Origin of the sequence: Micromonospora fulviviridis (assembly GCF_014648395.1) — a bacterium.
In the GTDB taxonomy this organism is placed as follows: Bacteria; Actinomycetota; Actinomycetes; order Mycobacteriales; family Micromonosporaceae; genus Micromonospora; species Micromonospora fulviviridis.
Genome location: NZ_BMRA01000010.1, coordinates 228,537 through 254,022, shown reverse-complemented (window position 1 = coordinate 254,022; position 25,486 = coordinate 228,537). Strand labels below are relative to the sequence as shown.

At 73.5% G+C, this 25,486-nt stretch carries 24 protein-coding genes; 9 read left to right on the top strand and 15 right to left on the bottom strand.

Annotated elements, in window-relative coordinates; all coding sequences use genetic code 11:
* Window positions 1–92 precede the first annotated feature (92 nt).
* The gene (locus IEY96_RS25200) at window positions 93–542 is read left to right on the top strand and encodes a VOC family protein (RefSeq protein WP_189197293.1); all 450 of its coding nucleotides are present in this window, start codon (window positions 93–95) and stop codon (window positions 540–542) included.
* 41 nt (window positions 543–583) lie between these two features.
* Here IEY96_RS25200 and IEY96_RS25195 read toward each other — a convergent pair whose 3' ends face one another.
* Both IEY96_RS25195 and IEY96_RS25190 read right to left on the bottom strand, forming a co-directional pair.
* Window positions 584–1,546, bottom strand: coding sequence for a golvesin C-terminal-like domain-containing protein (locus tag IEY96_RS25195; protein ID WP_189197292.1), 963 nt, complete (start codon window positions 1,544–1,546; stop codon window positions 584–586).
* Window positions 1,546–1,698: a hypothetical protein gene (locus IEY96_RS25190; RefSeq protein ID WP_189197291.1), complete on the bottom strand. Its 153-nt coding sequence runs from the start codon at window positions 1,696–1,698 to the stop codon at window positions 1,546–1,548. Before IEY96_RS25190 ends, IEY96_RS25195 begins: the two co-directional genes overlap by 1 nt.
* 195 nt (window positions 1,699–1,893) lie before the next feature.
* On the opposite strand from IEY96_RS25190, the gene IEY96_RS25185 reads away from it, so the two are divergent.
* Window positions 1,894–3,468 carry an FMN-binding glutamate synthase family protein gene (locus IEY96_RS25185; RefSeq protein WP_189197290.1) on the top strand — a complete coding sequence of 525 codons (1,575 nt, stop codon included), beginning with the start codon at window positions 1,894–1,896 and terminating at the stop codon, window positions 3,466–3,468.
* 18 nt (window positions 3,469–3,486) lie between these two features.
* Here IEY96_RS25185 and IEY96_RS25180 read toward each other — a convergent pair whose 3' ends face one another.
* Together IEY96_RS25180 and IEY96_RS25175 are read right to left on the bottom strand one after the other, a co-directional pair.
* Complete coding sequence (locus tag IEY96_RS25180; protein ID WP_189197289.1) at window positions 3,487–4,113, bottom strand: VOC family protein; 627 nt, start codon at window positions 4,111–4,113, stop codon at window positions 3,487–3,489.
* A gap of 101 nt (window positions 4,114–4,214) precedes the next feature.
* Window positions 4,215–4,781, bottom strand: a complete 567-nt coding sequence (locus tag IEY96_RS25175; RefSeq protein ID WP_229791878.1) for a winged helix-turn-helix domain-containing protein — start codon at window positions 4,779–4,781, stop codon at window positions 4,215–4,217.
* Between the two features lie 297 nt (window positions 4,782–5,078).
* Between IEY96_RS25175 and IEY96_RS25170 the strand changes: the two genes are divergently transcribed.
* Complete coding sequence (locus IEY96_RS25170; protein ID WP_189197287.1) at window positions 5,079–9,491, top strand: S8 family serine peptidase; 4,413 nt, start codon at window positions 5,079–5,081, stop codon at window positions 9,489–9,491.
* Between the two features lie 102 nt (window positions 9,492–9,593).
* On the opposite strand, the gene IEY96_RS25165 is transcribed toward IEY96_RS25170, so the two are convergent.
* Window positions 9,594–10,079: a winged helix-turn-helix domain-containing protein gene (locus tag IEY96_RS25165; RefSeq protein WP_189197286.1), complete on the bottom strand. Its 486-nt coding sequence runs from the start codon at window positions 10,077–10,079 to the stop codon at window positions 9,594–9,596.
* Between the two features lie 404 nt (window positions 10,080–10,483).
* On the opposite strand from IEY96_RS25165, the gene IEY96_RS25160 reads away from it, so the two are divergent.
* A complete protein-coding gene (locus tag IEY96_RS25160) occupies window positions 10,484–10,990 on the top strand; it encodes a cupin domain-containing protein (protein ID WP_189197285.1) in 507 nt (168 codons plus the stop codon).
* A gap of 120 nt (window positions 10,991–11,110) precedes the next feature.
* On the opposite strand, the gene IEY96_RS25155 is transcribed toward IEY96_RS25160, so the two are convergent.
* The 3 genes from IEY96_RS25155 to IEY96_RS25145 are packed head-to-tail and all read right to left on the bottom strand — an operon-like array spanning window position 11,111 to window position 12,796.
* Window positions 11,111–11,707: a DUF3618 domain-containing protein gene (locus tag IEY96_RS25155; protein ID WP_189197284.1), complete on the bottom strand. Its 597-nt coding sequence runs from the start codon at window positions 11,705–11,707 to the stop codon at window positions 11,111–11,113.
* 22 nt (window positions 11,708–11,729) lie between these two features.
* On the bottom strand, window positions 11,730–12,125 hold the full coding sequence (locus tag IEY96_RS25150; protein WP_189197283.1) for a phage holin family protein: 396 nt from the start codon (window positions 12,123–12,125) through the stop codon (window positions 11,730–11,732).
* The gene (locus IEY96_RS25145; protein ID WP_189197282.1) at window positions 12,122–12,796 is read right to left on the bottom strand and encodes a hypothetical protein; all 675 of its coding nucleotides are present in this window, start codon (window positions 12,794–12,796) and stop codon (window positions 12,122–12,124) included. The genes IEY96_RS25150 and IEY96_RS25145 overlap by 4 nt, the downstream gene beginning before the upstream one ends.
* Window positions 12,797–13,202: 406 nt before the next feature.
* On the opposite strand from IEY96_RS25145, the gene IEY96_RS25140 reads away from it, so the two are divergent.
* Complete coding sequence (locus IEY96_RS25140; protein WP_189197281.1) at window positions 13,203–13,445, top strand: hypothetical protein; 243 nt, start codon at window positions 13,203–13,205, stop codon at window positions 13,443–13,445.
* A 67-nt stretch (window positions 13,446–13,512) separates the two neighbouring features.
* On the opposite strand, the gene IEY96_RS25135 is transcribed toward IEY96_RS25140, so the two are convergent.
* From IEY96_RS25135 to IEY96_RS25115, 5 genes are all read right to left on the bottom strand, one after another.
* A complete protein-coding gene (locus IEY96_RS25135) occupies window positions 13,513–14,145 on the bottom strand; it encodes a dihydrofolate reductase family protein (RefSeq protein ID WP_189197280.1) in 633 nt (210 codons plus the stop codon).
* A gap of 77 nt (window positions 14,146–14,222) precedes the next feature.
* Window positions 14,223–14,813 (bottom strand): NADPH-dependent FMN reductase, encoded by a 591-nt coding sequence (locus IEY96_RS25130; protein ID WP_189197279.1) that lies wholly within the window; start codon window positions 14,811–14,813, stop codon window positions 14,223–14,225.
* 90 nt (window positions 14,814–14,903) lie between these two features.
* Window positions 14,904–15,347 carry an SRPBCC family protein gene (locus IEY96_RS25125; protein ID WP_189197278.1) on the bottom strand — a complete coding sequence of 148 codons (444 nt, stop codon included), beginning with the start codon at window positions 15,345–15,347 and terminating at the stop codon, window positions 14,904–14,906.
* Between the two features lie 23 nt (window positions 15,348–15,370).
* Window positions 15,371–15,721 (bottom strand): ArsR/SmtB family transcription factor, encoded by a 351-nt coding sequence (locus IEY96_RS25120; protein WP_189197277.1) that lies wholly within the window; start codon window positions 15,719–15,721, stop codon window positions 15,371–15,373.
* Window positions 15,718–16,179: an SRPBCC family protein gene (locus IEY96_RS25115; protein ID WP_189197276.1), complete on the bottom strand. Its 462-nt coding sequence runs from the start codon at window positions 16,177–16,179 to the stop codon at window positions 15,718–15,720. Before IEY96_RS25115 ends, IEY96_RS25120 begins: the two co-directional genes overlap by 4 nt.
* A gap of 153 nt (window positions 16,180–16,332) precedes the next feature.
* Here IEY96_RS25115 and IEY96_RS25110 point away from each other — a divergent pair, with 153 nt between their 5' ends.
* Complete coding sequence (locus IEY96_RS25110) at window positions 16,333–19,461, top strand: hypothetical protein (protein ID WP_229791876.1); 3,129 nt, start codon at window positions 16,333–16,335, stop codon at window positions 19,459–19,461.
* 71 nt (window positions 19,462–19,532) lie between these two features.
* The gene (locus IEY96_RS25105; RefSeq protein WP_189197275.1) at window positions 19,533–21,761 is read left to right on the top strand and encodes a hypothetical protein; all 2,229 of its coding nucleotides are present in this window, start codon (window positions 19,533–19,535) and stop codon (window positions 21,759–21,761) included.
* A 55-nt stretch (window positions 21,762–21,816) separates the two neighbouring features.
* On the opposite strand, the gene IEY96_RS25100 is transcribed toward IEY96_RS25105, so the two are convergent.
* Window positions 21,817–22,566 carry an SDR family oxidoreductase gene (locus tag IEY96_RS25100; RefSeq protein WP_189197274.1) on the bottom strand — a complete coding sequence of 250 codons (750 nt, stop codon included), beginning with the start codon at window positions 22,564–22,566 and terminating at the stop codon, window positions 21,817–21,819.
* Window positions 22,567–22,692: 126 nt separating this feature from the next.
* Here IEY96_RS25100 and IEY96_RS25095 point away from each other — a divergent pair, with 126 nt between their 5' ends.
* A complete protein-coding gene (locus IEY96_RS25095; protein WP_189197273.1) occupies window positions 22,693–23,202 on the top strand; it encodes an RrF2 family transcriptional regulator in 510 nt (169 codons plus the stop codon).
* A 53-nt stretch (window positions 23,203–23,255) separates the two neighbouring features.
* Window positions 23,256–24,026, top strand: coding sequence for a dimethylargininase (ddaH, locus tag IEY96_RS25090; RefSeq protein ID WP_189197272.1), 771 nt, complete (start codon window positions 23,256–23,258; stop codon window positions 24,024–24,026).
* 31 nt (window positions 24,027–24,057) lie between these two features.
* On the opposite strand, the gene IEY96_RS25085 is transcribed toward ddaH, so the two are convergent.
* Window positions 24,058–25,425, bottom strand: a complete 1,368-nt coding sequence (locus IEY96_RS25085; RefSeq protein ID WP_189197271.1) for a pyridoxal phosphate-dependent decarboxylase family protein — start codon at window positions 25,423–25,425, stop codon at window positions 24,058–24,060.
* Window positions 25,426–25,486 lie beyond the last annotated feature (61 nt).

Here is a 25,486-nt window from a genome sequence, read left to right as displayed (position 1 = left end):
CCCGCGACCGCGGCTAACGGCGCCGACGGCCCGCTCGGCGGGGTGTGGTGCGCGCGCACCCGGGTAACCGGCGGGCCGAGGGAGGGGACGCCGTGACGGATGAGGCACCGGACTACTTCCAGCCGGAACACGGCCTGGTCGTCACCCACCTGCTGATCGTGCGGGACGTGGACCGCTCGCGGGAGTTCTACCGCCGCGTCCTCGGCGCCACGGTGGTGCGTGACCGGCGGCCGGCCGTGCTCCGCCTGCACAACAGCTACCTCGTGCTCAACGACGAGGGCGGCCCGACCGACGACAAGCCCACCGTGACGGCCCGGGCGCCGACCGACCCGGACACGCTGAGCGGGGCGCTCAACATCCGGGTCACCGACGTACGGGCCGTCTACGAGCTGTGGCGTTCCCGGGGCGGTGAGTTCCTGACGGAACCGAAGGACCACGGGATGGAGATCCGGTGCTACCTCCGCGACCCCGACGGATACCTGATCGAGCTGGGCCAGGGCACCGGCATCCTGGCGGAGCTGGGCCGGCCCGTGCCGGGCTGAGCCCCGGCCGGGCGGCCCGGCCGGGGGTCGCCCGGGACGGGTCAGACCCGGGTGAGCCGGACGGCGTCGGCGATGACCAGGCCGCCGGCCGAACTCCACCGGCTCACCGCCACCCGGTTGGCGTCCCCCGCCGGCAGGGCGAAGGTGCCGAGGGTACGCCACTGGCCGCCGGTCGCCCGCTGGTCGACGTAGACGGTCCGGTTGCCCGTCGTCGTGGCGATGATGTACGGCGTCGAGCCGTTGTAGCCGGCGTTGGCCGGCCACCAGGCGTCGACGCGGTAGTTGGCGGCGGCCGGGACGTTGAACCGGTACCAGGCCGCGTCGCTGGCCGCGACCGGGTCGGCGTAGCGGTAGTCCGCACCGTAACGCTGCCCCGAGTAGGACGAGACGCCCCAGTTGGCGCTGGCGGTGAAGCGCCCCGCGGTGGCGTTGTCCACGATGGAGGACCAGGCCGTGCCACCGGCCATCTTCGCGGCGACGTCGGCGCGCATCACGTCCAGGTCGATGAAGGACGGGTCGATCTTGCCGGTGGTGCTGGTCTCCCGATGCCCGCGGGCGTAGCTGGAGTCCCGGCCGAGCCTGGTGAGGACCGCCGCGGTGGCGGCGACGGAGGCGTCGTACTGGGCCGCCGTCATCTCCTGGCTGACCCCGTTGTAGTCGATCTCCCAGCCGATCAGCATGGTGTTGCCGTCACCGGCCGGGATCGGCCCGCTGCCGCCGCTGGTGCCGGCGTGGTTGCAGCGCCCGGCCGAGATCACGTGGAAGACGCCGTGGTAGTCGACGAGCGCTTGGCAGAGCGGGCCGGGCAGGTCTGAGCGGCCGTTGATGCAGATGCTGAGCGCCGGGTGCGGGTTGGTGGCACTGGAGGTGGAGGCGGTGTGGTGCCAGAGCACCCCGATCGGGTCGAAGGAGCCGGGGCGCATCCGGTTGAGCCAGTCGCCCTCGACGACGACCTGCACCCCGGCCGCCCGCAGCACGTCCACCAGCCAGGGGATGGTCGCCATCAGGAGTCCCCGAGCAGGTCGGCCAGGCACTCGACCCTGGGCGCGGCGGCCGCCGCGCGGGGCCGGGCCGCGACGGTCAGCGCGGCGGCCACCAGGGCGGGGATGCCGAGCAGTCCTCGGCGCCGGAGACGGACGGTTCGTGACGTGGGCATGGCACTCCTTCGGCGACCGGTCGAGGAACGTTGGCGGGGAGGTTATACCGTCACGAACGTCTATGTCGATACCCTTCATCATCGATCGTCGGGCTGAAGGAAATTGGCAGTCCCGTCAGCGCTCCGACCCACCCACCGGGGAGGTCCCGCGCGGCGGGCCGTTTGACCGGCGGCGATCCCGGAAAGAGTGGCGGCATGAGCTGGGCCCGAAGAGCCGTACCCGCCGCCGTCGCCGCCGTGGCGGCCCTCGCCGCGCGTGACCTGCTCCAGCGCGACCACGCGCTGCTGCGCACCTTCCCCGTCCTCGGCCGCGCCCGCTACCTGCTCGAGTCGATCGGGCCCGAGCTGCGCCAGTACATCGTGGCCGGCAACAACGAGGAGCGGCCGTTCACCCGCGACCAGCGGCGCTGGGTGTACGCGTCGGCGAAGCAGGAGAACAACTACTTCGGGTTCGGCACCGACAACGACATCGAGTACACCCCCGGCTACCCGATCATCAAGCACCGCACCTTCGGCCGGGCGGTGCCCCCGTCCTCCCCCGCCGCCGGGCACGACGTCACGCTCCCCTGCGCGAAGGTGCTCGGCGCCGCCCGCGGCCGGGCCCGCGCGTTCCGCCCGGAGTCGGTGGTCAACATCTCCGGCATGAGCTTCGGCTCGCTCTCCGGCAACGCCGTCGAGGCGCTCAACCGGGGCGCCGCCCTGGCCGGCTGCCTGCAGAACACCGGCGAGGGTGGGCTGTCGCCGTACCACCGCAACGGCGGTGACCTGGTCTTCCAGATCGGCACCGCGTACTTCGGGTGCCGGGACGAGCGCGGCCGGTTCAGTCTCGACCGGCTCAAGGACCTCGTGGCGGGAGCGCCGGTACGGGCGCTGGAGATCAAGCTCAGCCAGGGCGCGAAGCCGAGCCTCGGTGGCCTGCTGCCGGCCGCGAAGGTCTCCGCCGAGATCGCCGCCACCCGGGGGATCCCCCAGGGACGGGACTGCGTCAGCCCGTCGCGGCACGCCGAGTTCTCCGACTGCGACAGCCTGCTCGACTGGGTGGAACTGCTCGCCGCCGAGACCGGCCTGCCGGTCGGCATCAAGTCCGCCGTCGGCGACCTGGGCTTCTGGGCGGAGCTGGCCACGCTCATGCGCGACACCGGCCGCGGCGTGGACTTCGTGACCGTCGACGGCGGCGAGGGCGGCACCGGGGCCGCACCGCTGATCTTCACCGACTCGGTGTCGCTGCCGTTCCAGCAGGGCTTCTCGCGGGTCTACCGGGTCTTCGCCGAACGGAACCTGCACGAGCAGGTGGTCTTCGTCGGCGCCGGAAAGCTCGGGCTGCCGGACAACGCCGTGGTGGCGTTCGCGCTCGGCGCCGACATGGTGAACGTCGGCCGGGAGGCGATGCTGGCGATCGGCTGCATCCAGGCGCAGAAGTGCCACACCGACACCTGCCCCACCGGTGTGGCGACCCAGAACCCGTGGCTGGCCCGGGGCGTCGACCCGGCCCGCAAGTCGGTACGGGCCGCCAACTACGTCCGGACGCTGCGGCGCGACCTGGTCAAGGTCGCCGAGGCGTGCGGCGTCGAGCACCCCGGGCTGATCGACACCGGCGCCGTCGAGATCCTCGACGGCCGCACCGCCTCCACCCCGCTGGACCAGGTGTACGGGTACCGCGCCGGGTGGGGGCTGCCCTCCGCCGCCGACCGCGCGGAGATCGTCCGGCTGATGAACGCCGAGGCGCCCCAGGGCGGCAGCGCGCCGCCCTCACCGACCGCCGTGGGCTGAGCCGCCCCCGCGGCCCGCTCATCTGGGCGGTTCCGCACCCGTCTGCTCACTGATCAGGTACTCCGCGTACCAGTCGGGCCAGTTCGGGTCGGTCTCGCCGGTGCGCTTCTCGTGCTCGCCGTGGGCGGCGGCGGCCCGGCGGAGCGCGGCGGCCAGGTCGTTGGCAGAGGCGAACGAGGTCGTGGCCGCCTCGACGCGCCCGGGAAGCCGCGTGGTGATCTCCTGGAGCAGCCAGGTGTTGCCGTCCGGATCGCTGAACGAGGCGCGGGAGAAGTAGCTACGGCGCTCCGGATCCGGGCCGCTGACCGTGCCGCCCGGGCCCGGGTGGTAGATCTCGCTCACGTCGACACCGGCGGCGAGCAGCCCGCTCCGGGCCGCCTCGATGTCCGCGACGATCAGGTACGCCTTGGCCGACCCGGGCGCGGCGGCGGTGAGGGTGGGGCCGAACTGGACCGAGCATCCGGAACCGGGCGGCGTGAACTGGACGATGCCGGGCGGCGTCTGGTCGAGCCGCCACCCGAGGCGCCCGTAGAACTCCTTGGCGCGGTCGACGTCCGCCACCGGGACGACGACCACCTCCAGCTTCAGGTCGAACTTCCGGATCGTCGCGCTCGCGTCGTTGCGCCGGACATCCGTCGCGCTCATCGCGGCCTCCCTGCTGGCCTGGCCTCTCGCCCGCCACGTTACTGCTCCCGCAGCCGCGACCTGCCCCGTTTCGGCATCGCGGCGGTGAGCCCGGGCGGCGGTCAGCGGCCGCCCGGCGGGTCGCCGCTGCCCTGCGCCCGGGGGCGCCGGTGGTCGGTCAGCCGGAGTCCGACACCGCGTACCGCGACGACGGTCACGCCGGTGCCCAACCGGTCGAGCTTGCGGCGCAGCCGCTTGACGAGGGACTGCACGTCCGCCTTCCGCTGCAGCCCCTCGTCGTGCCAGACCGAGCGGTGCAGTTCGGCATAGCTCCAGACCCGGACCGGCTCGGCGGTCAGGCAGGCCAGCAGGTCGCGCTCCAGCCGGGTGAGGACCACCTCCCGGTTCCCCCACCGGGCGGTGGAGCGGGCCCCGTCGACGACCAGCGCGTCGTCCGGCGCACGGGCCGGGGCGACGGCCGGCGGAGGATCGACGGCCGCCGGCGGCCCCGGTGGCGTGATGAGCCTCCGTAGCTCGTCGAGGTCGGCGACCAGGAGCAGGGGCGCGACGCCGTCGAGGAGTTCGGTGAGTCGGATCCGTTCGGCCGGTGACGGCGTCACCCCGATCACCAGGGGGAAGGGGTTCTCCCCCGGATCGATCCCGCCCGCCGGAGTCTCGTTCCCGATCACCGCACCCACCCCCAGGAACAACGACAACGGTTGCCTGCCTTGGGAATCGCCGTGACAGAGATTGTCAACCAGGCCGTCCACTGGCGAACTGTTGGTGACAAGTTGCTCACGTACGGTTCTTGATCGCGCTTTCCTGTCGATCATAGTGTCCACTCAGGCAGCCGGCGTAGACCCGCACGGCGCCTAGGGGGCCTGGGGGGTTCGTTCGTACCGGTGTTAATCCGACGGGAGAGGAGTCTCCTGCGCCCTTCCGCCATGGCTCGAACATCGCGGGTCGTTCTGGAGGAGGCAGCACCGATGCTGAGACGTCCACACAGGAGGGGCCTGGCCGACCGGCTGGTGAGCGCCGGCGCGGCCCTGGTCCTCGCCGCGACCGGCCTGGCCGCCACGGGAACCGGCGCACAGGCTGCGCAGACCGGAACGGGAACCGGCGCCACGTCCGGCGACAAGATCCGCCCCGAGCTCACCCGGCAGCTTCAGGGCAAGAGCGAGGGCGACTTCTGGATCCACTTCAGGGACCGGGCCGACCTCGCCAAGGCCGCCGCGGACAAGGACTGGGTGAAGCGCGGCGCCGCCGTCGCGGACGCACTGAAGAAGACCGCCGCCGAGAGCCAGGCCCGGATCCGCGCCGAACTCGACAGCTCGGGCACGAAATACCAGACGTTCTGGGCGACCAACGCCATCAAGGTCAGCGGCGGCTCCCTCACCATGGCCCAGAACTTCGCCGCCCACGCCGAGGTGGACGGCCTGTACGCCCCGACGGAGTACAAGCTGCCCGAGGTCACCGAGGGCACCGACGAGAAGTCCGTCAACGCCCTGGAGTGGGGCATCGCGAACATCAACGCCGACGACGTCTGGTCCCAGTACGGCGTCAAGGGCGCCGGCATCACGGTGGCCAGCATCGACAGCGGCGTGCAGTTCGACCACCCGGCGCTGGTCAACTCGTACCGGGGCAACAACGGTGACGGCACCTTCGACCACGACTACAACTGGTTCGACGCGGCCGGCGACTGTGCCACCGCGCCCTGCGACTCCGACGGCCACGGCACCCACACGATGGGCACCATGGCCGGCTCGGACGGCGCCAACCAGATCGGCGTCGCCCCCGGGGTCAAGTGGATCGCCGCGAACGGGTGCTGCCCGACCGACGCCGCGCTGATCTCCTCCGGCCAGTGGATGCTCGAGCCCACCGACCTCAACGGGCAGAACCCGGACGCCAGCAAGCGGCCGAACATCATCAACAACTCGTGGGGCACCACGCTGCCCTCCACCGAGCCGTTCATGGAGGACGTGACCGACGCCTGGACCGCCTCGGGCATCTTCGGCACCTGGTCCAACGGCAACAACGGGCCCTCGTGCCAGACCAGCGGCTCGCCGGGCAGCCTGTCCAGCAACTACTCGGCCGGCGCGTACGACGTCAACAACAACATCGCCAGCTTCTCGTCCCGCGGCACCGGCCAGAACGGCGAGATCAAGCCGAACCTGTCGGCGCCCGGTGTCAACGTCCGGTCCAGCGTCCCGGGCAACTCGTACGCCAGCTACAGCGGCACCTCGATGGCGGCGCCGCACCTCGCCGGTGCGGTCGCGCTGCTCTGGTCGGCGGCACCCACCCTGGTCGGCGACGTCGCGGCGACCCGCGCGCTGCTGGACAACACGGCGGTGGACAAGGCCGACACCCAGTGCGGCGGCAGCACGGACGACAACAGCGTCTACGGCGAGGGCCGGCTGGACGCGCTCGCGCTGCTCAACGCCGCCCCGATCGGCGACAACGGCACCCTGGCCGGCAAGGTGACCGACGCGGGCACCGGCGCCCCGATCGCCGGCGCCACCGTCGCCCTGACCGGCGCGGCGACCCGCTCGCTGACCACCGGCGCCGACGGGACGTACTCGTCGCTGCTGCTGGCCGGCGACTACCAGGTCGCCGTCTCGGCGTTCGGCTACCAGAGCAGGACGCTGTCCGCGACGGTCACCACGAACGCGACCACGACCCTCGACGTCGCGCTGACGGCGGTGCCGAGCGTGACAGTCGGCGGCCAGGTCACCGACGGCTCCGGCCACGGTTGGCCGCTCTACGCGAAGGTGAGCGTCGACGGCCTGCCGGTCTCCGACCACACCACGCCCGCCAATGGCCGCTACAGCCTCAAGCTCCCGGCCGGGGCGACCTACCGCCTCAAGGTCGAGTCGCGGTACCCGGGCTACCAGAGCGTGACCAAGGAGGTGGTGGTCGGCTCCGGCAACGTCACCAGCAACATCGCCGTACCGGCCGACTCCGCCGCGTGCACCACGGCGCCCGGCTACACCAACAGCTCCGACGGCGAGTACGAGACCTTCGACGGGGACACCGTGCCCGAGGGCTGGTCCGTGGTCGACAACGCCGGCACCGGCCAGGTCTGGAAGTTCACCGACAGCGGTGAGCGGGGCAACCTGACCGGCGGTGCCGGCCGGTTCGCCATCATCGACAGCGACGACTACGGCAGCGGCGGGCGGCAGGACACCTCGCTGGTCAGCCCGGTCGTCGACCTGACCGACGTCGCCACGCCGGTGATCCGGTTCAACCAGGACTACAACTGGCTGAACTCCGACCGCGCGGACGTCGACCTCAGCCTGGACGGCGGCACCACCTGGAGCAACGTGCTCCGGCAGGCGGCCGACGTCCGGGGGCCGAGGGTGACCGAGGTGCCCATCCCGCAGGCCGCCGGCCAGGCGCAGGTCCGGGTCCGGTTCCACTACTACGACGCCTCCTGGGAATGGTGGTGGCAGGTCGACAACGTGCTGATCGGCAGCCGGATCATCTGCAAGCCGCTCGACGGCGGCCTGGTGCTGGGACACGTGCGGGACCGCAACGACAACGGATACGTCAACGGCGCCACCGTCACCAGCGACGACCGCCCGGCGGAGAAGGCCACCACGGTGGCGACGCCGGACGACACCGAACTGGCCGACGGCTTCTACTGGATGTTCTCGTCGCTGACCGGCGCCCATCCGTTCACCGCCCGGGCCGGCAACTACGTGAGCCAGACCAAGCAGGTCGACGTCGAGACCGACTGGGCGACGGCGGCGAACTTCCAGCTGGCCGCGGGTCGGTTGGCGGTGCAGCCGGCATCGGTGACCGGCACGGTCCGGATGCCCACCGGCAAGGTCAACAAGACCTTCACGGTGACCAACACCGGCGGGGCGCCCGTCACCGTCGAGTTCACCGAACGCGACGGCGGCTTCGTGCTGCAGCGGGCCGACGGGTCCCGGCTGTCCGAGCAGGAACTGCTCGGGTCGACCGGTGCGCCGGCGCAGCGGCTCACCGCCCCGACGTCGTTCGCGGCGCGCCCGTCCGGCAAGTCGGCCACCGCGGCCGTCGCCACGCCGGCCGGCCCGCAGGCGGCGCCCTGGACGGGCATCGCCAACTACCCGGCCAACGTGATGGACAACCGGGTGGTGAACCTCGACGGCAAGGTCTACTCGATCGCCGGCGGTGACGGCACGGCGTCCAGCGCGAAGAACTACGCGTACGACCCGATCGCCCAGAACTGGACGGCCGTCGCCGACCTTCCCGGCGCGCGCAACGCCATGACGGTCGGGGTCGTCGACGGCAGGATCATCGCCACCGGCGGCTGGGGCGCCTCCGGTCCGGACGGCACCACCTGGTCGTACGACCCGGCGGCCAACACCTGGACCAGGAAGGCGGACAACCCCGCGCCGCGGGCCGCCGCCGGCCAGGCCGTCGCGGACGGCAAGCTGTACGCCGTCGGCGGCTGCACCACGGCAAGCTGCCTGCCGATGTCCAACTCGGTGGTCCGGTACGACCCGGGCGCCGACACCTGGGAGACCCTGCCCAACTATCCGAAGTCGGTGGCGTTCCTGTCCTGCGGCGAGATCGGTGGCACCGTCTACTGCACCGGCGGCAACGACGGCACCACCTCGCAGAAGGCCAGTTACGCCTTCGACCCCGGCGCCAACGCCTGGACCGCCGTCGCGGACGCGCCGGCCGACAACTGGGCCAGCTCGTTCGCCGTCGCGAACGGCAAGCTCCTGGTCGTCGGTGGTTCGCAGGGCGGGGCGATCACCAACGCCGGCTTCGCGTACGACCCGGCGACCGACTCGTGGGCGAACCTGCCCAACGCCAACGCCCCCCGCTACCGCGGTGGCGCGGCCTGCGGCTTCTACAAGGTCGGCGGCTCCTCGGGCGGCTTCACCGCCACGAAGGACAGCGAGGTGCTGCCCGGCTTCGAGGAGTGCGCCGAGGGGCCGGCGGACGTCAGCTGGCTGACCGTCGACAAGTCGAAGGTCACCCTCGCGCCGGGTGAGAAGGTCACGGTGACGGTCGGCATGACCGCCAACGTGGACCAGCCCGGCACCTACTCGGCGTCGGTCGCGATCAAGGAGAACACGCCGTACACCGTGGCGCCGGTGGCGGTCACCATGGTCGCGCAGCCGCCGACCACCTGGGGCAAGCTGATGGGCACCGTCTCGGGCACGAGCTGCCAGGGCGCCACGGCGCCGCTGCCCGGCGCGGTCGTCCAGGTCGACTCGTGGGCGATGTCCTGGACGTTCGCCACCGACGCCGACGGCAGGTACGCCTACTGGATGGACCGGCGCAACAACCCGCTCACCATCATCGTCGCGAAGGACGGCTGGAAGCCCCAGACCCGTCAGGCGAGGATCAGCACCGCCACGCCCACCGTGGAGGACTTCACCCTGTCACCCATCCGCTGCTGACCACTGATCGCCGTGCCAGAGGTTCGGCCCGCCCGGTGTCCCCACCGGGCGGGCCGAGCCGCGTCGGCGGCCCTGCAGGGGCGCGGGCGGCGCCGGGAACGCTCAGGACGACGCGAGGCGGAAGCCCACACCCCGTACCGCCTGGATCGTCGGCGCCGCGCCCAGCCGGCCGAGCTTGCGCCGGACCCGGCGCACCACCGAGTGCACGTCGGAGCCGCGTCCCAGATGGTCGTTGCCCCACACGGCACGGTGCAGCCGCGCGTAGGTCCACACCTCGCCGGGTGTGCCGGTGAGGCAGACCAGCAGGTCGTGCTCCAGCGGCGTCAGCCCGACCTCCCGCTCCCGCCAGCGCAGGACGCGCCGGTCGGAGTCGATGTCCAGCCCGGGCACGGGCGGGCCGGCCGGCGCGACCGCGTCGGGGGCGGCGGGAGCGTCCGCGGGGCGGCGGACCAGATCGAGGAACCGTCGTGCCTGGTGGACGCTCGAGACGATCAGGAACGCCTCGGTGCCGCCGAGCAGTTGGGCGAGCTGCCGGCGTTCCGCCGCCGAGGACGCGATGCCAATGACCAAGGACGCGTTCCCTGTCATCACTCGCCCTTCCGTTTCCCACCCTTTCGTGAGGCTGGTGCGCAGCCCGGGCGATAACGCGCGCCGATGCCGCGCAGGTGGTCGCACGCGGCCGCCAGGCGTGGGTGGTTGCGGACACCTGCGGGTCGGCCGGGAAGGGCGTGCTGGACCTGCGTTCCGTGGTGAGGCGTTGATGGTCTGCTGACCGCGATCATATAGCCGCTCACCGATGATTGGTATAGCCGTTAACGGCACCGCAACAGCCGTCGAGAAGATTACTGACGTCAATTTCTCCGGCGGCCCGTGCGGCGCGCGCAACCCGCATCGGCCCAGCGGTACGACGGGGAATTGGCCCTGCCCGACCGGCCGGTCGCCCTCGTAGGGTCGGGTCCGACGAGACCGACGATCCGCCGAGGTGAGCCACCGTGTCCTATCCCCCGCCCCGGTACTCCGGCCGCACGGGCGCGCTGAGCGCCACCTTCCGGGCGGCGGACGCGCCGCCCGATCTGGTGATCGGAAGCCGCACCACGGTGGGTCACCTGGCCACCGGGGCGACCACCGACGGCGCGTTCGGCCTCTACCGGTGGGACATGGCTGCCACACCGCCGGCCGACACCACGCCCCGCGGCCACTACCACCGCACGTTCGCCGAGTCGTTCTTCATCCTCGACGGAACGGTCTCCCTGCTCACCGGCGACCGGTGGATCGACACCGGGCCCGGCGACTACCTGTACGTGCCACCCGGCGGCATCCACGCCTTCGCCAACAACTCGGGGCTCGCGGCGTCGATGCTGGTCCTGTTCACGCCGGGCGCACCCCGCGAGCCGTACTTCCGGGAACTGGCCGAGATCGTCGCCACCGGCCGCCACCTCACCGAGCAGGAGTGGACCGCGCTGTACGCCCGCCACGACCAGTACGAGGCCCCCGCCTGACCGCGTGAGCGCGGTCCGCCGCCCGGTGGACAGCGGACCGCGCTCACGCGGCGGGACGGAGCCAGGACCGAAGCCGTCCTGAGACGTGGTGGATCTGGCGGCTTGACCCGTTCGACCGGCTCAACGGCGCCGAAGGTCGTCGGCGGCCGCGTGCGTCTCGTCCTGCACCTGGTGGACGGCCGACCGGCCCTGGTCCCGGACGGCGGACGCGCCCTGGGTGGCGGTGGACCGCACCGACTGGGCCGCCTGCTGCGCGGGCTCCCGCAGGTTGTCCCGGAGCTGGTGGCCGACCTGGCTCGCCTGCTGGCGCAGCCCGGCGGAGTGCTCACCGACCATGCCCCGGGCCTGCCCCGCCCACTGCCGCTCGGGACGGCTGGGCGGGATCAGCGAGGAGACCAGCAGTCCGGCGCCGAAGGCGATCAGGCCGGCTGCGAGCGGGTTGCCCTGTGCCTGGTCCCGGGACTGCTGCCCGAGTGACCGCGCCTCGTCCCGGACCGAACCGGTGGCCTGGGACATCCGCTGGCCGACGCTGTGCCCGTCCATCTGCGCGCCCATCACCTTCTCCTTGGCCCGGGTCAGCGCGCCGCGTGCCTGCCCGACGCGCTCCCCGGCGATCCGACGCGGGTTCACCTTGTCGGTCAACGCATCCACGTCGCTGCTCAATTCGCTCCGGGTGTTCTCGATCTCTGATCGGATCCGGTCCGGATCGTTGGACATGACCCACTCCCTCCTGGCTCGGTCACCGGCCTCGCATGGCCTGCGGCATCTCCCGCGCGGTCTGTTTCGTCCGGGGCAGGACCGCACGGAGTTGCCGCATCTTCGTCCGTGCGCTGGCGAGAAGGACGGCAGCGACGACCGCCCAGACGACCGCCACGATCAGCGCGGCCCAGCCCTCGTCCATCACGTTCGACAGGCCCCACCACACCGCGTACGACACGAACAGCACGGCCAGGAAGCCGGCCAGCGCCGCCCCGCCGAACATCCCGCCGGCCTTGCCGGCCTGGCTCGCCTCCTCGCGCAGCTCCGCCTTGGCCAGCTCGACCTCCTGGCGGACCAACGTCGAGAGATCCCGGGTCACCTCGCCCAGCAGCTCGCCGACGGAGGCCTGACTCCGCTCCTTCTCCGGGGCACTCACGGCGCCACCCCGCCCGGGACCTCCGGCTCCGGCCGGCCGGGGGGCGACACGTTCTGCGCCCGGGCCACCCCGGTGTACGGCTGCTCTCCGGCGTACGGCGCCTCGACCGTCCGCCCGGACGGCGGCGGCGCTGTCGACACCGGCTGCGCGGGCTGGGCCGGCTGGGCGCCGGGGCCTGCCCCGTCGGAAGCGGTCAGGTTCCGGGTGAGCCGGCCGACCAGCAGACCCGCCACCACGGCGCCGGCGAGGAACGTGCCCGGATGCTGCCGGGCGTACCCCCGCACCTCGTCCAGCACCTCACCGGGCTCCCGCTGGTCCAGCCACCCGGCGGCCCGCTGCGCGGCGTCCGCCGCCCGCCGGACCGCCTCGCCGGCCATGCCGGACTCCCCGCTCCGCTCCGCCATCGAGCCGAGCCCGCGGCCGAGGTCGCGCAGCCCCTCGGCGGCCCTGTGCTGCTGGGTCCGAGCCTGGTCCCGCAGTTGCGTGGTGGCCTGCCCGGTCAGGTTCCGGGTCTGTTGCCACGCCTCGGCGGCCACGTGCCCGCCCTGCTCGGTCGCGGCGTGCGCGACGTTGCCACCGGTCTGCGCGGCGGCCTGGCCGACCCGGGAAGCCTCCTGCCGGGCCTGCTCGCCGGTGCCGCCTGGCGGGCGGCTCTGGTTGGTTGCCGTCATGGCCCTGCTCCCTCCCTCGCTCCCGGCCGCCGACGCGGCCGGGAAGCTCCCCCGCGCTACCCGCCAGGCGACCCGAATCCACTGCCGAAGGACGGAATCGGGCCTGTTGACGTGCCCGCGGAGGCGGCGTCGAATATTTGTTGCCACTGCTCGACGGGAAATTGCGGCAGGAATGACCCGACCACTCCTCGCCCTGCCTGATATTCGCCTCGGGCCGATCGGGGAATGCCCGCGTGAGCGGGACTTATGCGGGTCCGCTGGCCAGGTGGGGAGCCAGGGCGGCGGGTGTGCGGGCACGCCGGCGGAAACAGCCCGAACGTGTCAACTGCACCGAACGTGCCGGCGCTGCCGCTCTCGCGCCTTCACGATGGAACCGGAGGCACCGGTGGTGAGAGGAGAGATCGGCGTGAAGCGTGGACGTGGCAGGAGAGGCCGGCTGCTGCAGGCAGCGGTGTTGTCCCTCTCGGCGGCGACGGTGGGGTTGGCGGTCGTGCGCGCGGCGCGTCGTACCGCGGGAGCGGCCCCCGCCAGCGATGCGTGGGCCCGCGCGGACGGCGCCGTCGCCGTCGACGGCATGGACGCGGCGGCCCTGCGCGGCGCCGCGGAGGGTCGCGGCCGGGACACGGCGTCGGCGGCGGCGAGTAACTGACCGGTCAGTCCGGCTTCCTCGTGCCGACCCACGTTCACGGCACCGGGATCGCCCGGGACGACGCGGGTCAACCGTCCCGGCCCTGGGCCGGGTGCGCGAGGTTGCCGTAGGTCGGGCTACCGGCCGTCTCGTACGTCAACTGGAGCGCGCCGGTGGCGTGGGTGACCGACTCCGTGAGCCGGAACGCCGCCGGGACGGTGCCCCCCGCGAAGAGCCGCTTGCCGCTGCCGAGCGTCAGCGGGTAGAGCCACAGGTTCAGGCGGTCCACGACGCCGAGGCGCAGCAGCGACTGCACCAGGTCGAGGCTGCCGATCACGTGCAGCTCGTCGTGGCGCTCCTTGAGCCCGGCGACGGCCTCGGCCAGGTCGCCGCCGAGGAGCCTCGAACCCGCCCATCCCAGCGGCTCGCGCAGGGTGCGGCTCGCCACGTACCTGGGTACCCGGTTCAGCAGCCCGGTGAAGGGGATCTCGGCGGGGGCCGTCGGCCAGTAGTTGGCGAAGATCTCGTAGGTCCGGCGGCCCAGCAGCAACGCGTCCATGCTGCTGGCCTGCGCGAACATCGCGGCGCCCGACTCGTGGTCCAGCAACGGCGCCTGCCACCCGCCGTGGGTGAAGCCGCCGGCGCGGTCCTCGTCGGGCTCCCCCGGCGCCTGCGCCACCCCGTCCAGCGTCACGAACTCCGTCACGACGAGCCTGCCCATGGGACTCCTCCCCCTTCACTCCGTACCGCGTCCCTCGGCAGACCGCGTCAGCGGCCGGAAATCATCGGTCCCACCGGCTACGCGCCGGACTGCGGGGTGGACATCGTCGTGCCGGCCCGCAGGTGCGCGAGGGCACCGCTCCAGGCGACCAACTGGTCGAGCATCGTGTTCACCGCACCGACCTGGTGATCACCCGGCTTGAAGACGCTGAAGTTCTCGAAGTCGGTGAAGAGCGAGAGCGCCACCTGGGCGCGTACGTCCGCCATCTGCAGCTCGGCGACAACCAGGCGGAGGTGCTCCACCGCCCGGGTGCCGCCGACGCTGCCGTAGCTGACGAACCCGGCCGCCTTGTTGTTCCACTCCGCGTAGAGGAAGTCGATCGCGTTCTTCAGCGCCCCGGAGGTGGAGTGGTTGTACTCCGGCGTGACGAAGACGTAGCCGTCGTAGGAGGCGATCTTCTCGGCCCACCGCAGGGTGTGCGGCTGGGTGTACTGGCCGAGTGACGGCGGTGCCATCTCGTCGAGGTGGGGCAGGTTGAAGTCCTTGATGTCGACGAGTTCGTACCGGGCGTCGTCGCGCTTCGCGGCGATCTCGTGAACCCAGCGGGCCACCGTCTCGCCGTTACGTCCGGGCCGGGTGCTCCCGATGATGATGCCGATCCTGGTCATTGCCGTCCCTTCCGTCCGTTCGCCCGGCGACTGCGGGCGCGGGCGGCGTCTACCCGGTCGGCATGGTTTCGAACGGCACCGTCATCCGGATCAGTGCCAGTCGCTGATCTGCACGTCGCGCGGTGACGGGGCCCCCTCGCCCGTCTCGACCAGCGACTTCAGGCTCATGAGGTAGGAGCCCCACTTGGTGCTGCAGTGGTGCATGAACTCCACCGGCTCCCGCCAGCCCTGGTGCTTGAACAGCACGATCGTGTAGTCGCCGTCCTGGCGGAGGTCCCAGTCGATCGTGGTCCCCATCCACTCCTCGGGGCCGTCGACCACCCGCCACACCACCCGCTCGGAGGGCCGCATCTCGACGACCTCCATGTCGAAGCCGCCGGGCAGGAACCGGAATTCGAGGACTCCGCCGACCTCGCCGCTGCCCTTCGTGTCGTCGGTCCACCAGCCGGCGAGGCCCTCCACGGTCGTCAGCGCCTCGTACACCTTCTCCGGCGTCGGGGTCTTGACCCCGACCCGGTGCAGGATGTCCACCATCTCGTTTCTCCTTGATCTCGTTGTCAGTCCTGTCGGGTGCGCTGGATCGCCTCGGCGATCCGCTTGATCCGTTGCAGCCGGGCGTCCCACGCCGATCCGACCGACGACAGCTGGGCCACCGCGCGGGCGAGCTGCTCGTCGTCCACCCGGTACCGCTTCTCGCGGCCCGCCGGCGTCGCCCGGACCAGGCCGACCCGGTCGAGGACGCCGAGGTGCTTGGCCACCGCCTGGCGGGTGACCGGCATCTGCTGGCTCAGCGTGGTCGCGGTGCCGTGGCCCTCGACGAGCAGCAGGTCGAGCATCCGCCGCCGGGTGGGGTCCCCGATCGCGGACCAGAGGTCGTCGTCGACCTGCTCGGCCACCCCGGTGCTCACGCCCGCACCTCCAGCGCCGCGGCGTACGGGACCAGCCGCGGCAGGTAGAAGTCCCAGCCGGTGACGTGCTCCCGGTACTGCTGCTCCAGGACGGCGACCTCCCAGCCCATCTCGCGGAAGCCGGTCTCGGTCATCCGGAGCAGGGTTCCGCCGCCGGACGGGGTCAGGTCGAAGGTGACCAGCAGCGAGTTGCCCTCCGCCGCGACCTCGCCGGCCGGGTGCGTCCACCGGAACGAGAACCGCCGCGGCGGCAGTACGTCGACCACGGTGAACGGCACGATGGCCCCGTCCGCGTCGGGGTCGCCGAAGACGATCTCCCCCGTCGACCCGGGCGTCGGGTCGTACCGGGCGTCGTCCGGCCACCACTGCTTGAGGTGGTCGGGACTGCTCACCACCTCGAAGACGATCTCGGGCGACGCCTCGACGTAGATCTCGCGCTCGATGGTTCCGAATTCCACGACATCCTCCTGCAACGTTTGGTTGCGCATGACGCTACCCCGGCAGCCGGTTCTGGCGCAACCATCAGTTGCGTTTCGAGGTCCGTACGGGTGGCGACCGGCTCACCGGGTTCGATGAGCCGAGGGCGGCGGAAGCGCCTCTACGATGCGAGCGTGACTCGCGTTGTCCCGGTCCGGCGGCCGTACGCGCTGCTCACCGCCGCGCTCGTCCTGTTGTTGCTCGGCGCGGGCGTGGCCTGGGGCGTCGACGGCGCGCTCGGGCTGAGCCACCGCCCCGCCGCCGTGCCGCGCGAGGACGTCGCGGCCGCGCCCCGGCGGGTCACCGCGCCGGCGCCGCCGCTGGCCGCCGTGGCCGTGCCGGACGAGCCGCGTACCCGCAAGGCCGCCACCGCCGTCGCGGACGCGCTCGTCTCCCGCGGCCTGCCCCGCCCGGTCGTCACCCCGGCCGCGCCGGGCCCGACCGCGCCCCGGACCGGCTCCCCGACGGGCTCGCGCGCACCGGATCTCTCAGCGGTGACCATGCTGCGGGCGGGCGTGCTCGGCACGCCGGACCGGGCGCCGGAGTCGTACCGGATCGATGTCCGCGGGACCGAGCTGACCGTCGAGGGGGGCGACGTGGCAGGCGTCGCGGCGGGGCTGTACCGGCTCGCCGACCGGATCCGCTCCGGCGCCGAGGCGCTGCCCGCCGCCGACGCGGGCCGGCTGGTCACGCCCCGGCTCGGCCTGCGGCTGACCGACGCCGGCTCGGTGGGCCGCGAGCCGGACCCGGCCGCCTTCGCGGCGGGCGACGACTACAACCTCAACACCGATGTGGTCCGGGAGGCGCTGCTGCCCACGGCGCCGTGGGTGGACGCCGGCGCGGTGGCCCGCATCGGGGCGCAGTTCCGGCAGTTCGTGGACCGCTCGGTGGCGCAGGGCTACAACGCCGTCGTCGTGCCCGGCTTCCTGGAGTACGTCACCTTCGCGAAGGTCGGCGACGGGCACGCCGTGTACCCGTCCGGCGACCCGCACGTCGACCGCGCGCGGGCCATGGTCGCGGCGTTCGGCCCGGTCTTCGGGTACGCCGAGCAGATGGGCGTGAAGGTCTTCCTGCTCACCGACATGCTCGCGGTGTCGCCGCCGCTGGAGGCGTACCTGGACAGGACCGTCGGTGGGCTCGACGTGACCGACCCCCGGCTGTGGGCGGTCTACCAGGCCGGGCTGGCCGAGCTGTTCGAGAGCCTGCCCTTCGTCGACGGCCTGATGGTCCGCGTCGGGGAGGGCGGCGAGGTGTACGCTGCGGACGGCTGGGACTACTCGTCGAAGCTCGCGGTCACCACGGAGGCGTCCGTGCGCGCGATGCTGCGTGCGCTGCTCGACACGGCGGGGAAGGCCGGCCGGGACGTCATCTTCCGCACCTGGACCGTGGGCGTCGGCGCCGTCGGCGACCTGCACACCAACCCGGAGTCGTACGCGCGGGTGCTGGGCGGGTTCGACGACCCGCACCTGATCGTGTCCACCAAGTACACCCTCGGCGACTTCTACAGCCACCTGCCGCTGAACACCACGCTGCTGGCCGGCGCGCACCGCCGCATCGTCGAGTTCCAGGCCCGGCGCGAGTTCGAGGGGTTCGGCGCGCTGCCCAACGACCTCGGCCCGCTGCACCGCGAGGCGCTGCGCGCGTTCCTCGCCGCCAACCCGAGGGTCGAGGGCGTCTGGAACTGGACCCAGGACGGCGGTCCGCTGCGCGCCGGGCCGATGTCGCTCTACCTGCGCAGCGGGTTCTGGCAGCTCTACGACCTCAACACGTACGCCGCCGCACGGCTGGCCTGGGATCCGGACGCCGACCCCGCGCAGGTCACGGCGGACTGGGCGTACCGCACGTTCTCCGCCGACCCGGCCACGGTCGCCGCGATCGGGCAGGCCATGGCGCTGTCCCAGCCGGCGGTCACCAAGGGCCTCTACATCGGGCCGTACGCCGACCGGACGGTGCGGGCGCTCGGGCTGGAGCCGCCGCCCATGATGTGGATCTTCGAGTGGGACATCCCGACCGGCGACTCCGCCGCGCTCGACAGCATCTACGCGGTGACCGGCGATCGGGTCGACGCGGCGATCGAGGAGGGCGAGCAGGCCGTCACGCTGGCCCGGCGCATGCGGGACCTGGTCGCCACCACCGACCCGGCCACCTGGCGCGACGCCGGGCTGCGCGAGCACTTCACCGACACGCTCGACTACCAGGTGAACCTGTTCGAGGCGCTGGCGGCCTACCGGACCATGGTGCTGCGGCACGCGCAGTGGCTGGACACCGGCGCCCCGGCCGCCTACACGGGCTGGCGGGCGGCCGAGACGGCGTACCACGCGGCGCGGGACGCGCATCGCCAGCGCTACGGCGCCGACCTGGACCTGCCGGCGTACAACTTCACCGCCGCGGACCTCGGGGCGCGGCGCGGGGACCGGGACCCGGCCATGGCGTGGGCGGCCCGGGCGCTGCTCGCACTGATCCTGGCGGTGGTGCTGCTCGGCCTGCGCGGGCACGGGGCCGGTGGCGGCGCCGCGCGGGGGCTGCTGCTCGGCGCGGTCCGGCCGTGGCGGGTCGCGGCGCTGCCGGTGCCCGGTTCCCGGGTGGACCGGATCCTGGTGTGGCTGGTGCCCGCCGTGGTCCTGGTGGCGAGCCGGCTCGTGTTCACCTGGTTCGCGGCCCCCGCGCACCTGCTGGTCACCCTCGGCGGGTGGGCGCTGTTCGCCCTCGTCGTACGCCTCGTCGTCGGCCGGCGCGACCCGTTCCACCTGTGGGCCGTGGTCGGCGGCGTCGCGCTGCTGCGCAGCGTGCTGCTCCTGACGGCGCTCGCCGGGCGCGGGCCGGGGCGGTACTGGTTCGCCTTCTGGACCGCGCCGGCCCTGCGCGCCGCGTACCTGACCGTCGCGTTCGCGGCGTTCTGCTGGCTCTTCGTGGCCACCGCCGTCGTCCTGCGCGACCGGTACGGCCTGCCGCGGCGCCGCGCCGTCGGGCTGACCCTGACCGCCGCGGGTGTCCCGCTCGGGCTGCTGGCCGGCCTGGTCGCGGTGATCGGCCTGGAGCGCGCGCTGACGGTGTGGAACGACCAGCTGGCGCTGCTGCCCTGGGGCCTGTCCCGCATCCTCGGAATCACCGTCTACCTGGGCATTCCCGCCGGCCTCCCGGGGTACGCCGCCGTCGCCGGAGCCGCCCTGGCCGCCGTCGGCCTGCTGCTGTCCGCCGGGCACAGGCGCCGCGGGCCGTCGACGGCGTCGCGCCGTGCGGTTGGGTCCGGCCGGGCGGGGTAGACCGCCCCGACGGCGGGGCGGGCCACGGCCGGGTTGACCGGTTCGGACCCCCAGGACGGCTCGGGGGGCCGATGTCGGATGCAGCAGCGCGGCGCAGCGGGCCCGGGACGTCCGACGACGTCGTGGAGCTGCGGGTGCACGGGGCCGCCAACGTGGGCGCCGGCCAGGCGCTGGACCTGCCGCCGGTCGAGCAGGTCGCGGGCGACCGCAACGGCGGCTTCTACCGGCCCCGCCACCGCGGTCCGGACCCCGGCGCCGCACGGGTGACGGTGGAGGCGTACCGCTGGGGCGACCTGCCCTCGGGAACCATGGCCCGGACCCTGTCGCTGGTGCTCCTGCTGCCGTTCATGCTGGTCAACCTGGCGATCTGGATGCGCCCGGCGAACCGGGGCTCCGACGCGACGGTCAGATCGCTCTGCCGGCTGCTGGCGCTCACGCTCACCGCGCTGTACGTGCTCGCCTTCGCCGGCGTCGCGCTGGACCTGGTCGCGTGGAAGTGCCTGACCTCGCCGCAGTGCCTGGCCGGGCGCAGCTGGCTGTCCTGGCTGGGTGGGCGACCGGCCGGGCTGCGGCTGGCGGTCCTGGCGCTGGTCCCGGCCGCCGCCGTCGGCCTGGTCTGGCGGGCCGCCACCCGCCCGGGGCGGGTGTTCGAGGCGTTCCGCGCACCCGAGGCGGAGGTCTCCGGGCACCCGCTCAGCACGATCGGCCGGTGGGATGCGGAACCGCTGGTGGGTCGGCTGCGCTCCATCCACGTCGCGGCGGCGTTCGCGACACTGGACGTCACGCTGCTCGCCGCCCGCGCCTCCCCCGGCGCCTCGGCCGGCACCGTCACGCTGGCCGTCGTGACCGGCGCGGTCCTGGCCACCTGTGTGGCCCTGCTCTGCACGCCCGCGCTGGTCGACCGGGCCCCCGGGGACCGGCGACTCGACCGGGTCGCCAGCACGCTGCGGACGATCGCCGTCGTCCTGACCATCGTGGTCACGGCCCACGTGCTGACCGGCCCGGCGCGCTGGCCCGAGGGGGGCGGCCTGCCCGGCTACGACTCGACCCTCACCTGCCTGTTCGTCACCCAGACCGCCCTGCTGGCCGCGCTGGGGGCCGTGCTGCTGTGGCGCCGGGACCGCCGGCCGGACGCCACGCCGCTGCTCGGGCTGGGAGCGCTGGCGAGCACGGCCGCGGCGATCGGCCTGGCCGTGGCGTACTCCGCCGAGATGTTCTACCGGGCCGCGGACTTCCTGGACCGCAACGCGCCGAACACGTCCACCGCACCGCCGCAGGCGTACACCTGGGCGATCTACGGCTTCTTCCGGGCGGTGCTGATCACGCTGGTCGTGGCGGGCCTGGTGACGCTGGCCTCCCGACCCGGCCGGTTCCGCGCCGCGGCGGCGATCGTCGCGCGCGACCATCCGGACCCGCCGGCCGAGGCCGGGCCCCGCCTGCGGCAGGTACGGCGGGCGATCGCGAGAGCGCGCTTCACCGAGAGCCTGATCCCGCTGGCCGTGGTCTACGCCTGTCTCGCCGGGATCGGCACGGCCACCACCACCATCGGCCTGCTGGATCTGCGTCCCGGTGACGTCGTCGAGCGGTACGCCGGGGTGCCGGCCGGCCTGGTCTCCTTCGCCATCGGGTTCGGCAGCTGGGTGATCGCCGCGATCATCCTCGGCCTGGTCGTCGGCGCGATCTTCGCCTACCGGACCGTCGAGTACCGGCGTCACGTCGGCGTCCTGTGGGACCTGGGCACGTTCTGGCCCCGGGCCGCGCACCCGTTCGCGCCACCCTGCTACGCGGAACGGGCCGTGCCGGAGCTGACCCGGCGGATCACGTACCTGGTCGGCCGCGGCAACGCGGTGCTGCTCACCGGGCACAGCCACGGTTCGGTCCTGGCCGCCGCGACGGTGCTCCAGTTGCCGCCCCGGATCAGCAGCCGGGTCGCCCTGCTCACCCACGCCGCACCACTGCGCCGGCTCTACGCGCGGCTCTTCCCCGCGTACATCGACGACGAGGTGCTGCACGAGATCGGCGCCCGGGTCGGCTGGCGGTGGGTGAACCTGTGGCGCGACACCGACCCGGTCGGCGGCTGGATCTTCTCCGCCCATCCGCCGGGGGCCACGGCCGGCGGGCCGGCCTCGGCGGTGGACCGCCGGGCGCGGGACCCCGCCGAGGTGGTGGCTCCGCCCGGCGATAGCGTCCCGCCGCCGATCCTGGGACACCGGCCCTGCGAGTCCGACCGGCGGTTCGCCGAGGCGGCACGCGAGCTGGTCGAGCGCCTCCGCGAGCCGCCGGGCGAGGCGCCCCGCTGACCTCCGCGGCGCGACGGCCGATCCCGCGCCCGGCCGTCGCCGCGTGCGGCTCGGATCAGTGGGAGGACCGGGCGGACCGCATCCAGTCCTGGTAGTGCGTGGGCGCCAGGTGCGCGTCCGGGCCCCCGATGAGCACGTCGCCGGCGGCGACCGCGAACATGCCCGCCTTGTCGTCGGTGACGACCTGCCGGTCGTCCTGCTGCGCGGCCAGGGTGATCCGCCCGAGGTCGTCGAGGGCGAAGACGTCCGGCCCGGCGACGTTGCGGACGCCGTTCAGCGGCGCCCCGGTGGCGACGTCGACGACCGCGTCGACGACGTCCGCGGCGGCCATCGGCTGGATCCGGGTGGCGGGCAGCCGGACGGTGCTGGCGTCGGAGGTCCAGGACAGGACCGCGTTCATGAACTCGAAGAACTGGGTGGCACGCACGATGGAGTACGGCGTGGGCCCCTGCCGCAGCAGGTCCTCCTGGAGGGTCTTGGCGCGGTAGTAGTCGAGCTGGGGGACCTGGTCCACGCCGACGATCGAGAGGACCACCTGGTGCCCGACGCCGGCCCGCTCCCCGGCGGCCAGGAGGTTGTTCATGGTGGTCCGGAAGAAGTCGATCGAGGCGTCGTCGAAGGTCGGCGAGTTGGCGACGTTGACGACGACCTGCGCGCCCTCCAGCGCCCGGTCCAGGCCCTCTCCCGTGAGCAGGTCGACGCCCGTCGAGGGCGCCGCGGGGACGGCCTCGTGTCCGGCCGCCCTCAGCTTCTGGACCACCTGCGAGCCGATCAGTCCGGTGCCACCGATGACCGTGAGCTTCATGGCTCTCACCCTTCCACGGCGCGCCCGTACGGCACGCCGGCTTCGTCGAGGATCCGTCCTCAAACTCGGATACTTTCTGTCCGAGACCATAGTCGGATAGTCTGTGTCCGAGTCAAGGGGGGTCGGATGAAGCTGTCGGGTGGGGTCGAGTGGGCGCTGCACTGCTGCGTGGTGCTGACCACGGCCACGGAGCCCGTGCCGGCTGCCCGGCTCGCGGAACTGCATGACGTCTCCGGCAGCTACCTGGCCAAACAGTTGCAGGCACTCTCCCGCGCCGGCCTGGTGACCTCCGTCCAGGGCAAGGCGGGCGGATACGTCCTGACCAGGGCGCCCGAGCAGATCACCGTCCTCGACGTCGTCGCCGCCGTCGACGGCGCCCAGCCCGCGTTCGTGTGCACGGAGATCCGCCAGCGCGGCCCCCTCGCGACGCCGGCGGAGGCCTGCACCCGGCCGTGCCCCATCGCCCGCGCGATGGCCGGCGCCGACGCCGCCTGGCGCGCCGCCCTACAGGCGGTCACCGTCGCGGACCTCGCCGGCGCCGTCGACGACGACTACGGACCGACCGCGCTCGGCGGCATCCGCACCTGGCTCAGCGGGCCGGACGGGGGCGACACCGCGACCGCCGAGGTCGGGTAGTCGCCGGGCCGCCCTGCTTGAGCGCGGCGGGCAGGCGCGGGCAGACTGGCGGCATGACGCGAGGCACTGCCCTGGTCCGGCGACCCAGCGGCCGGCTGGCCGAGGGGCTGGTCACCCACATCGAACGCAGCGACGTGGACGTCGCGCGGGCCCGCCGCCAGCACGAGGCGTACCGGGCGGCGCTCGCCGAGGCCGGCTGGCAGGTGCGCGAGGTCGCCCCCGCCGAGCAGTGCCCCGACTCGGTGTTCGTCGAGGACACCGTCGTGGTCTGCGACGACCTGGCGGTGCTCACCCGCCCGGGCGCGCCGGAGCGCCGCCCGGAGGTCCCCGGCACCGAGAAGGCGGTACGCGAGGCCGGGCTGGAGGTCGTGCGCATCGAGGCGCCCGGCACGCTGGACGGCGGCGACGTGCTGCAGATCGGCGACACGGTGTACGTCGGCCGGGGCGGCCGCACCGACGAGGCGGGCGTGGCCCAGCTGCGTGCCCACCTGGCGACCCGGGGGCGCACGGTGATCCCGGTCCCGCTGCGCGAGGTGCTGCACCTCAAGTCGGCCGTGACCGCGCTGCCCGACGGCACCCTGCTCGCGCTGCCGGAACTGCTCGACACGACCGCGCTGCGACAGCCGGTGCGCCCGGTCGACGAGGAGGCCGGCTGCCACGTCGTACCGCTCGGGGACGACCTCGTGCTGCTGGCCGCGTCGGCGCCGCGCACCGCGGCGCTCGTCGCGGACCTCGGCTTCACACCGGTCGTGGTCGACATCAGCGAGTACGAGAAGCTCGAGGGCTGCGTCACCTGCCTGAGCGTGCTGATCCCCGGGGCCTGACCCGCCCTGACCGGCGGGGTCGCGGTCGACGTCAGGCGGCGAGGCGGGTGATCGCGGCGACCGACCGGTCCACGTCCGCCTCGGTCGTGGTCGCGTTCGAGACGGAGAGCCGCATGAGGCGCCGCCCCCGCCACGTCGTACCGCCCGCCCAGCAGGTGCCGTCCGCCTGCACCGCCGCCACCACCCGGTCGGTGCGCGCGTCGTCGCCGAAGCCGACCAGCACCTGGTTGAGGACCACCTCGTTCGCCACCTCGAACCCGGCCGCCGCCAGCCCTTCGGCGAACCGGCGGGCGAGCGCGCAGCAGCGGTCGACCAGCGCCGCGACCCCGTCGCGGCCCAGCTCGCGCAGTCCCGCCCAGACCGCGAACCCCCGCGCCCGGCGCGACGACTCGGCGGTGAGGTCCGCGCCCACCGGCGGGCCGCCGGAGCCGACCAGGTAGGCGGCGGCGTACGACATCGCGGCCGCCTGCACGTCGGGCCGGGTGCAGAACGCGAAGGCCGAGTCGTACGGCAGATTCAGCCACTTGTGGCCGTCGCAGGCCAACGAGTCCGCCAGTTCCAGCCCGTCCACCAGATGCCGCGTGGCCGGGCTCGCCGCGGCCCACAGCCCGAACGCCCCGTCCACATGCGCCCAACCACCGTGCCGGTGGACCAGCTCGCACGCCTCGCGCAGCTCGTCGCAGGCGCCGGTGTTCACGTTGCCGGCCTGTAGACACACGATGGTGGGGCCCGGGGAGCCGGCTCGCAGCACGGCCCGCAGCGCGCCGACGTCGATGGCGCCGTTCGGCCCGGCCGGCACCGGCTCCACCACGTCCACCCCGAGGCCCAGCAGACGCAGCGACCGGTCGATGGTGCCGTGCCGCTCCTCCCCCGCGATCACCCGGATCGGCGGCGCCCCGAGCAGCCCACGCCGTTCCACGTCCCACCCCGCGTCGGCCAGCACCTGGTGCCGGGCGGCGGCGAGCCCGGCGGTGTTCGCCGCCTGCGCACCGGTCACGAAGCCCACCGACGCCGACGCCGGAACCCCCAGCAGCTCCTTCAGCCAACCGCCGGCGGCCGCCTCGGCCGCGATGGCGGCCGGCGACGTGACGGCGTTGAACGCGAGCTGGTCCCAACCGGCGGCGAGGATGTCGGCCGCGGTCGCCGCCGGCAGCGCGCCGCCGACCACGAACCCGAAGTACCGCGGGCCGGCGCTGGCGACCAGGCCGGGCCCGGCCGCGGCCAGCAGGTCCGCCAGCACCTGCTCCGGTGGGCAGGGGGCGGAGGGCAGCGGGCCGGCGAAGGCGTCGGTCACCGCGGCCTGGTCGACCGGCACGCCGACCGGCCGGTCCGGCAGCGACCGCCGGTATTCCGCCGCATGGTCGGCGGCCAGACGGAACAGGTGACTCGGTTGCTCCACCGACGCACCCTATCGCCCGGGACCGCGCGGGCCACGCCCTCGATCCTCGACCGCGCCGCGC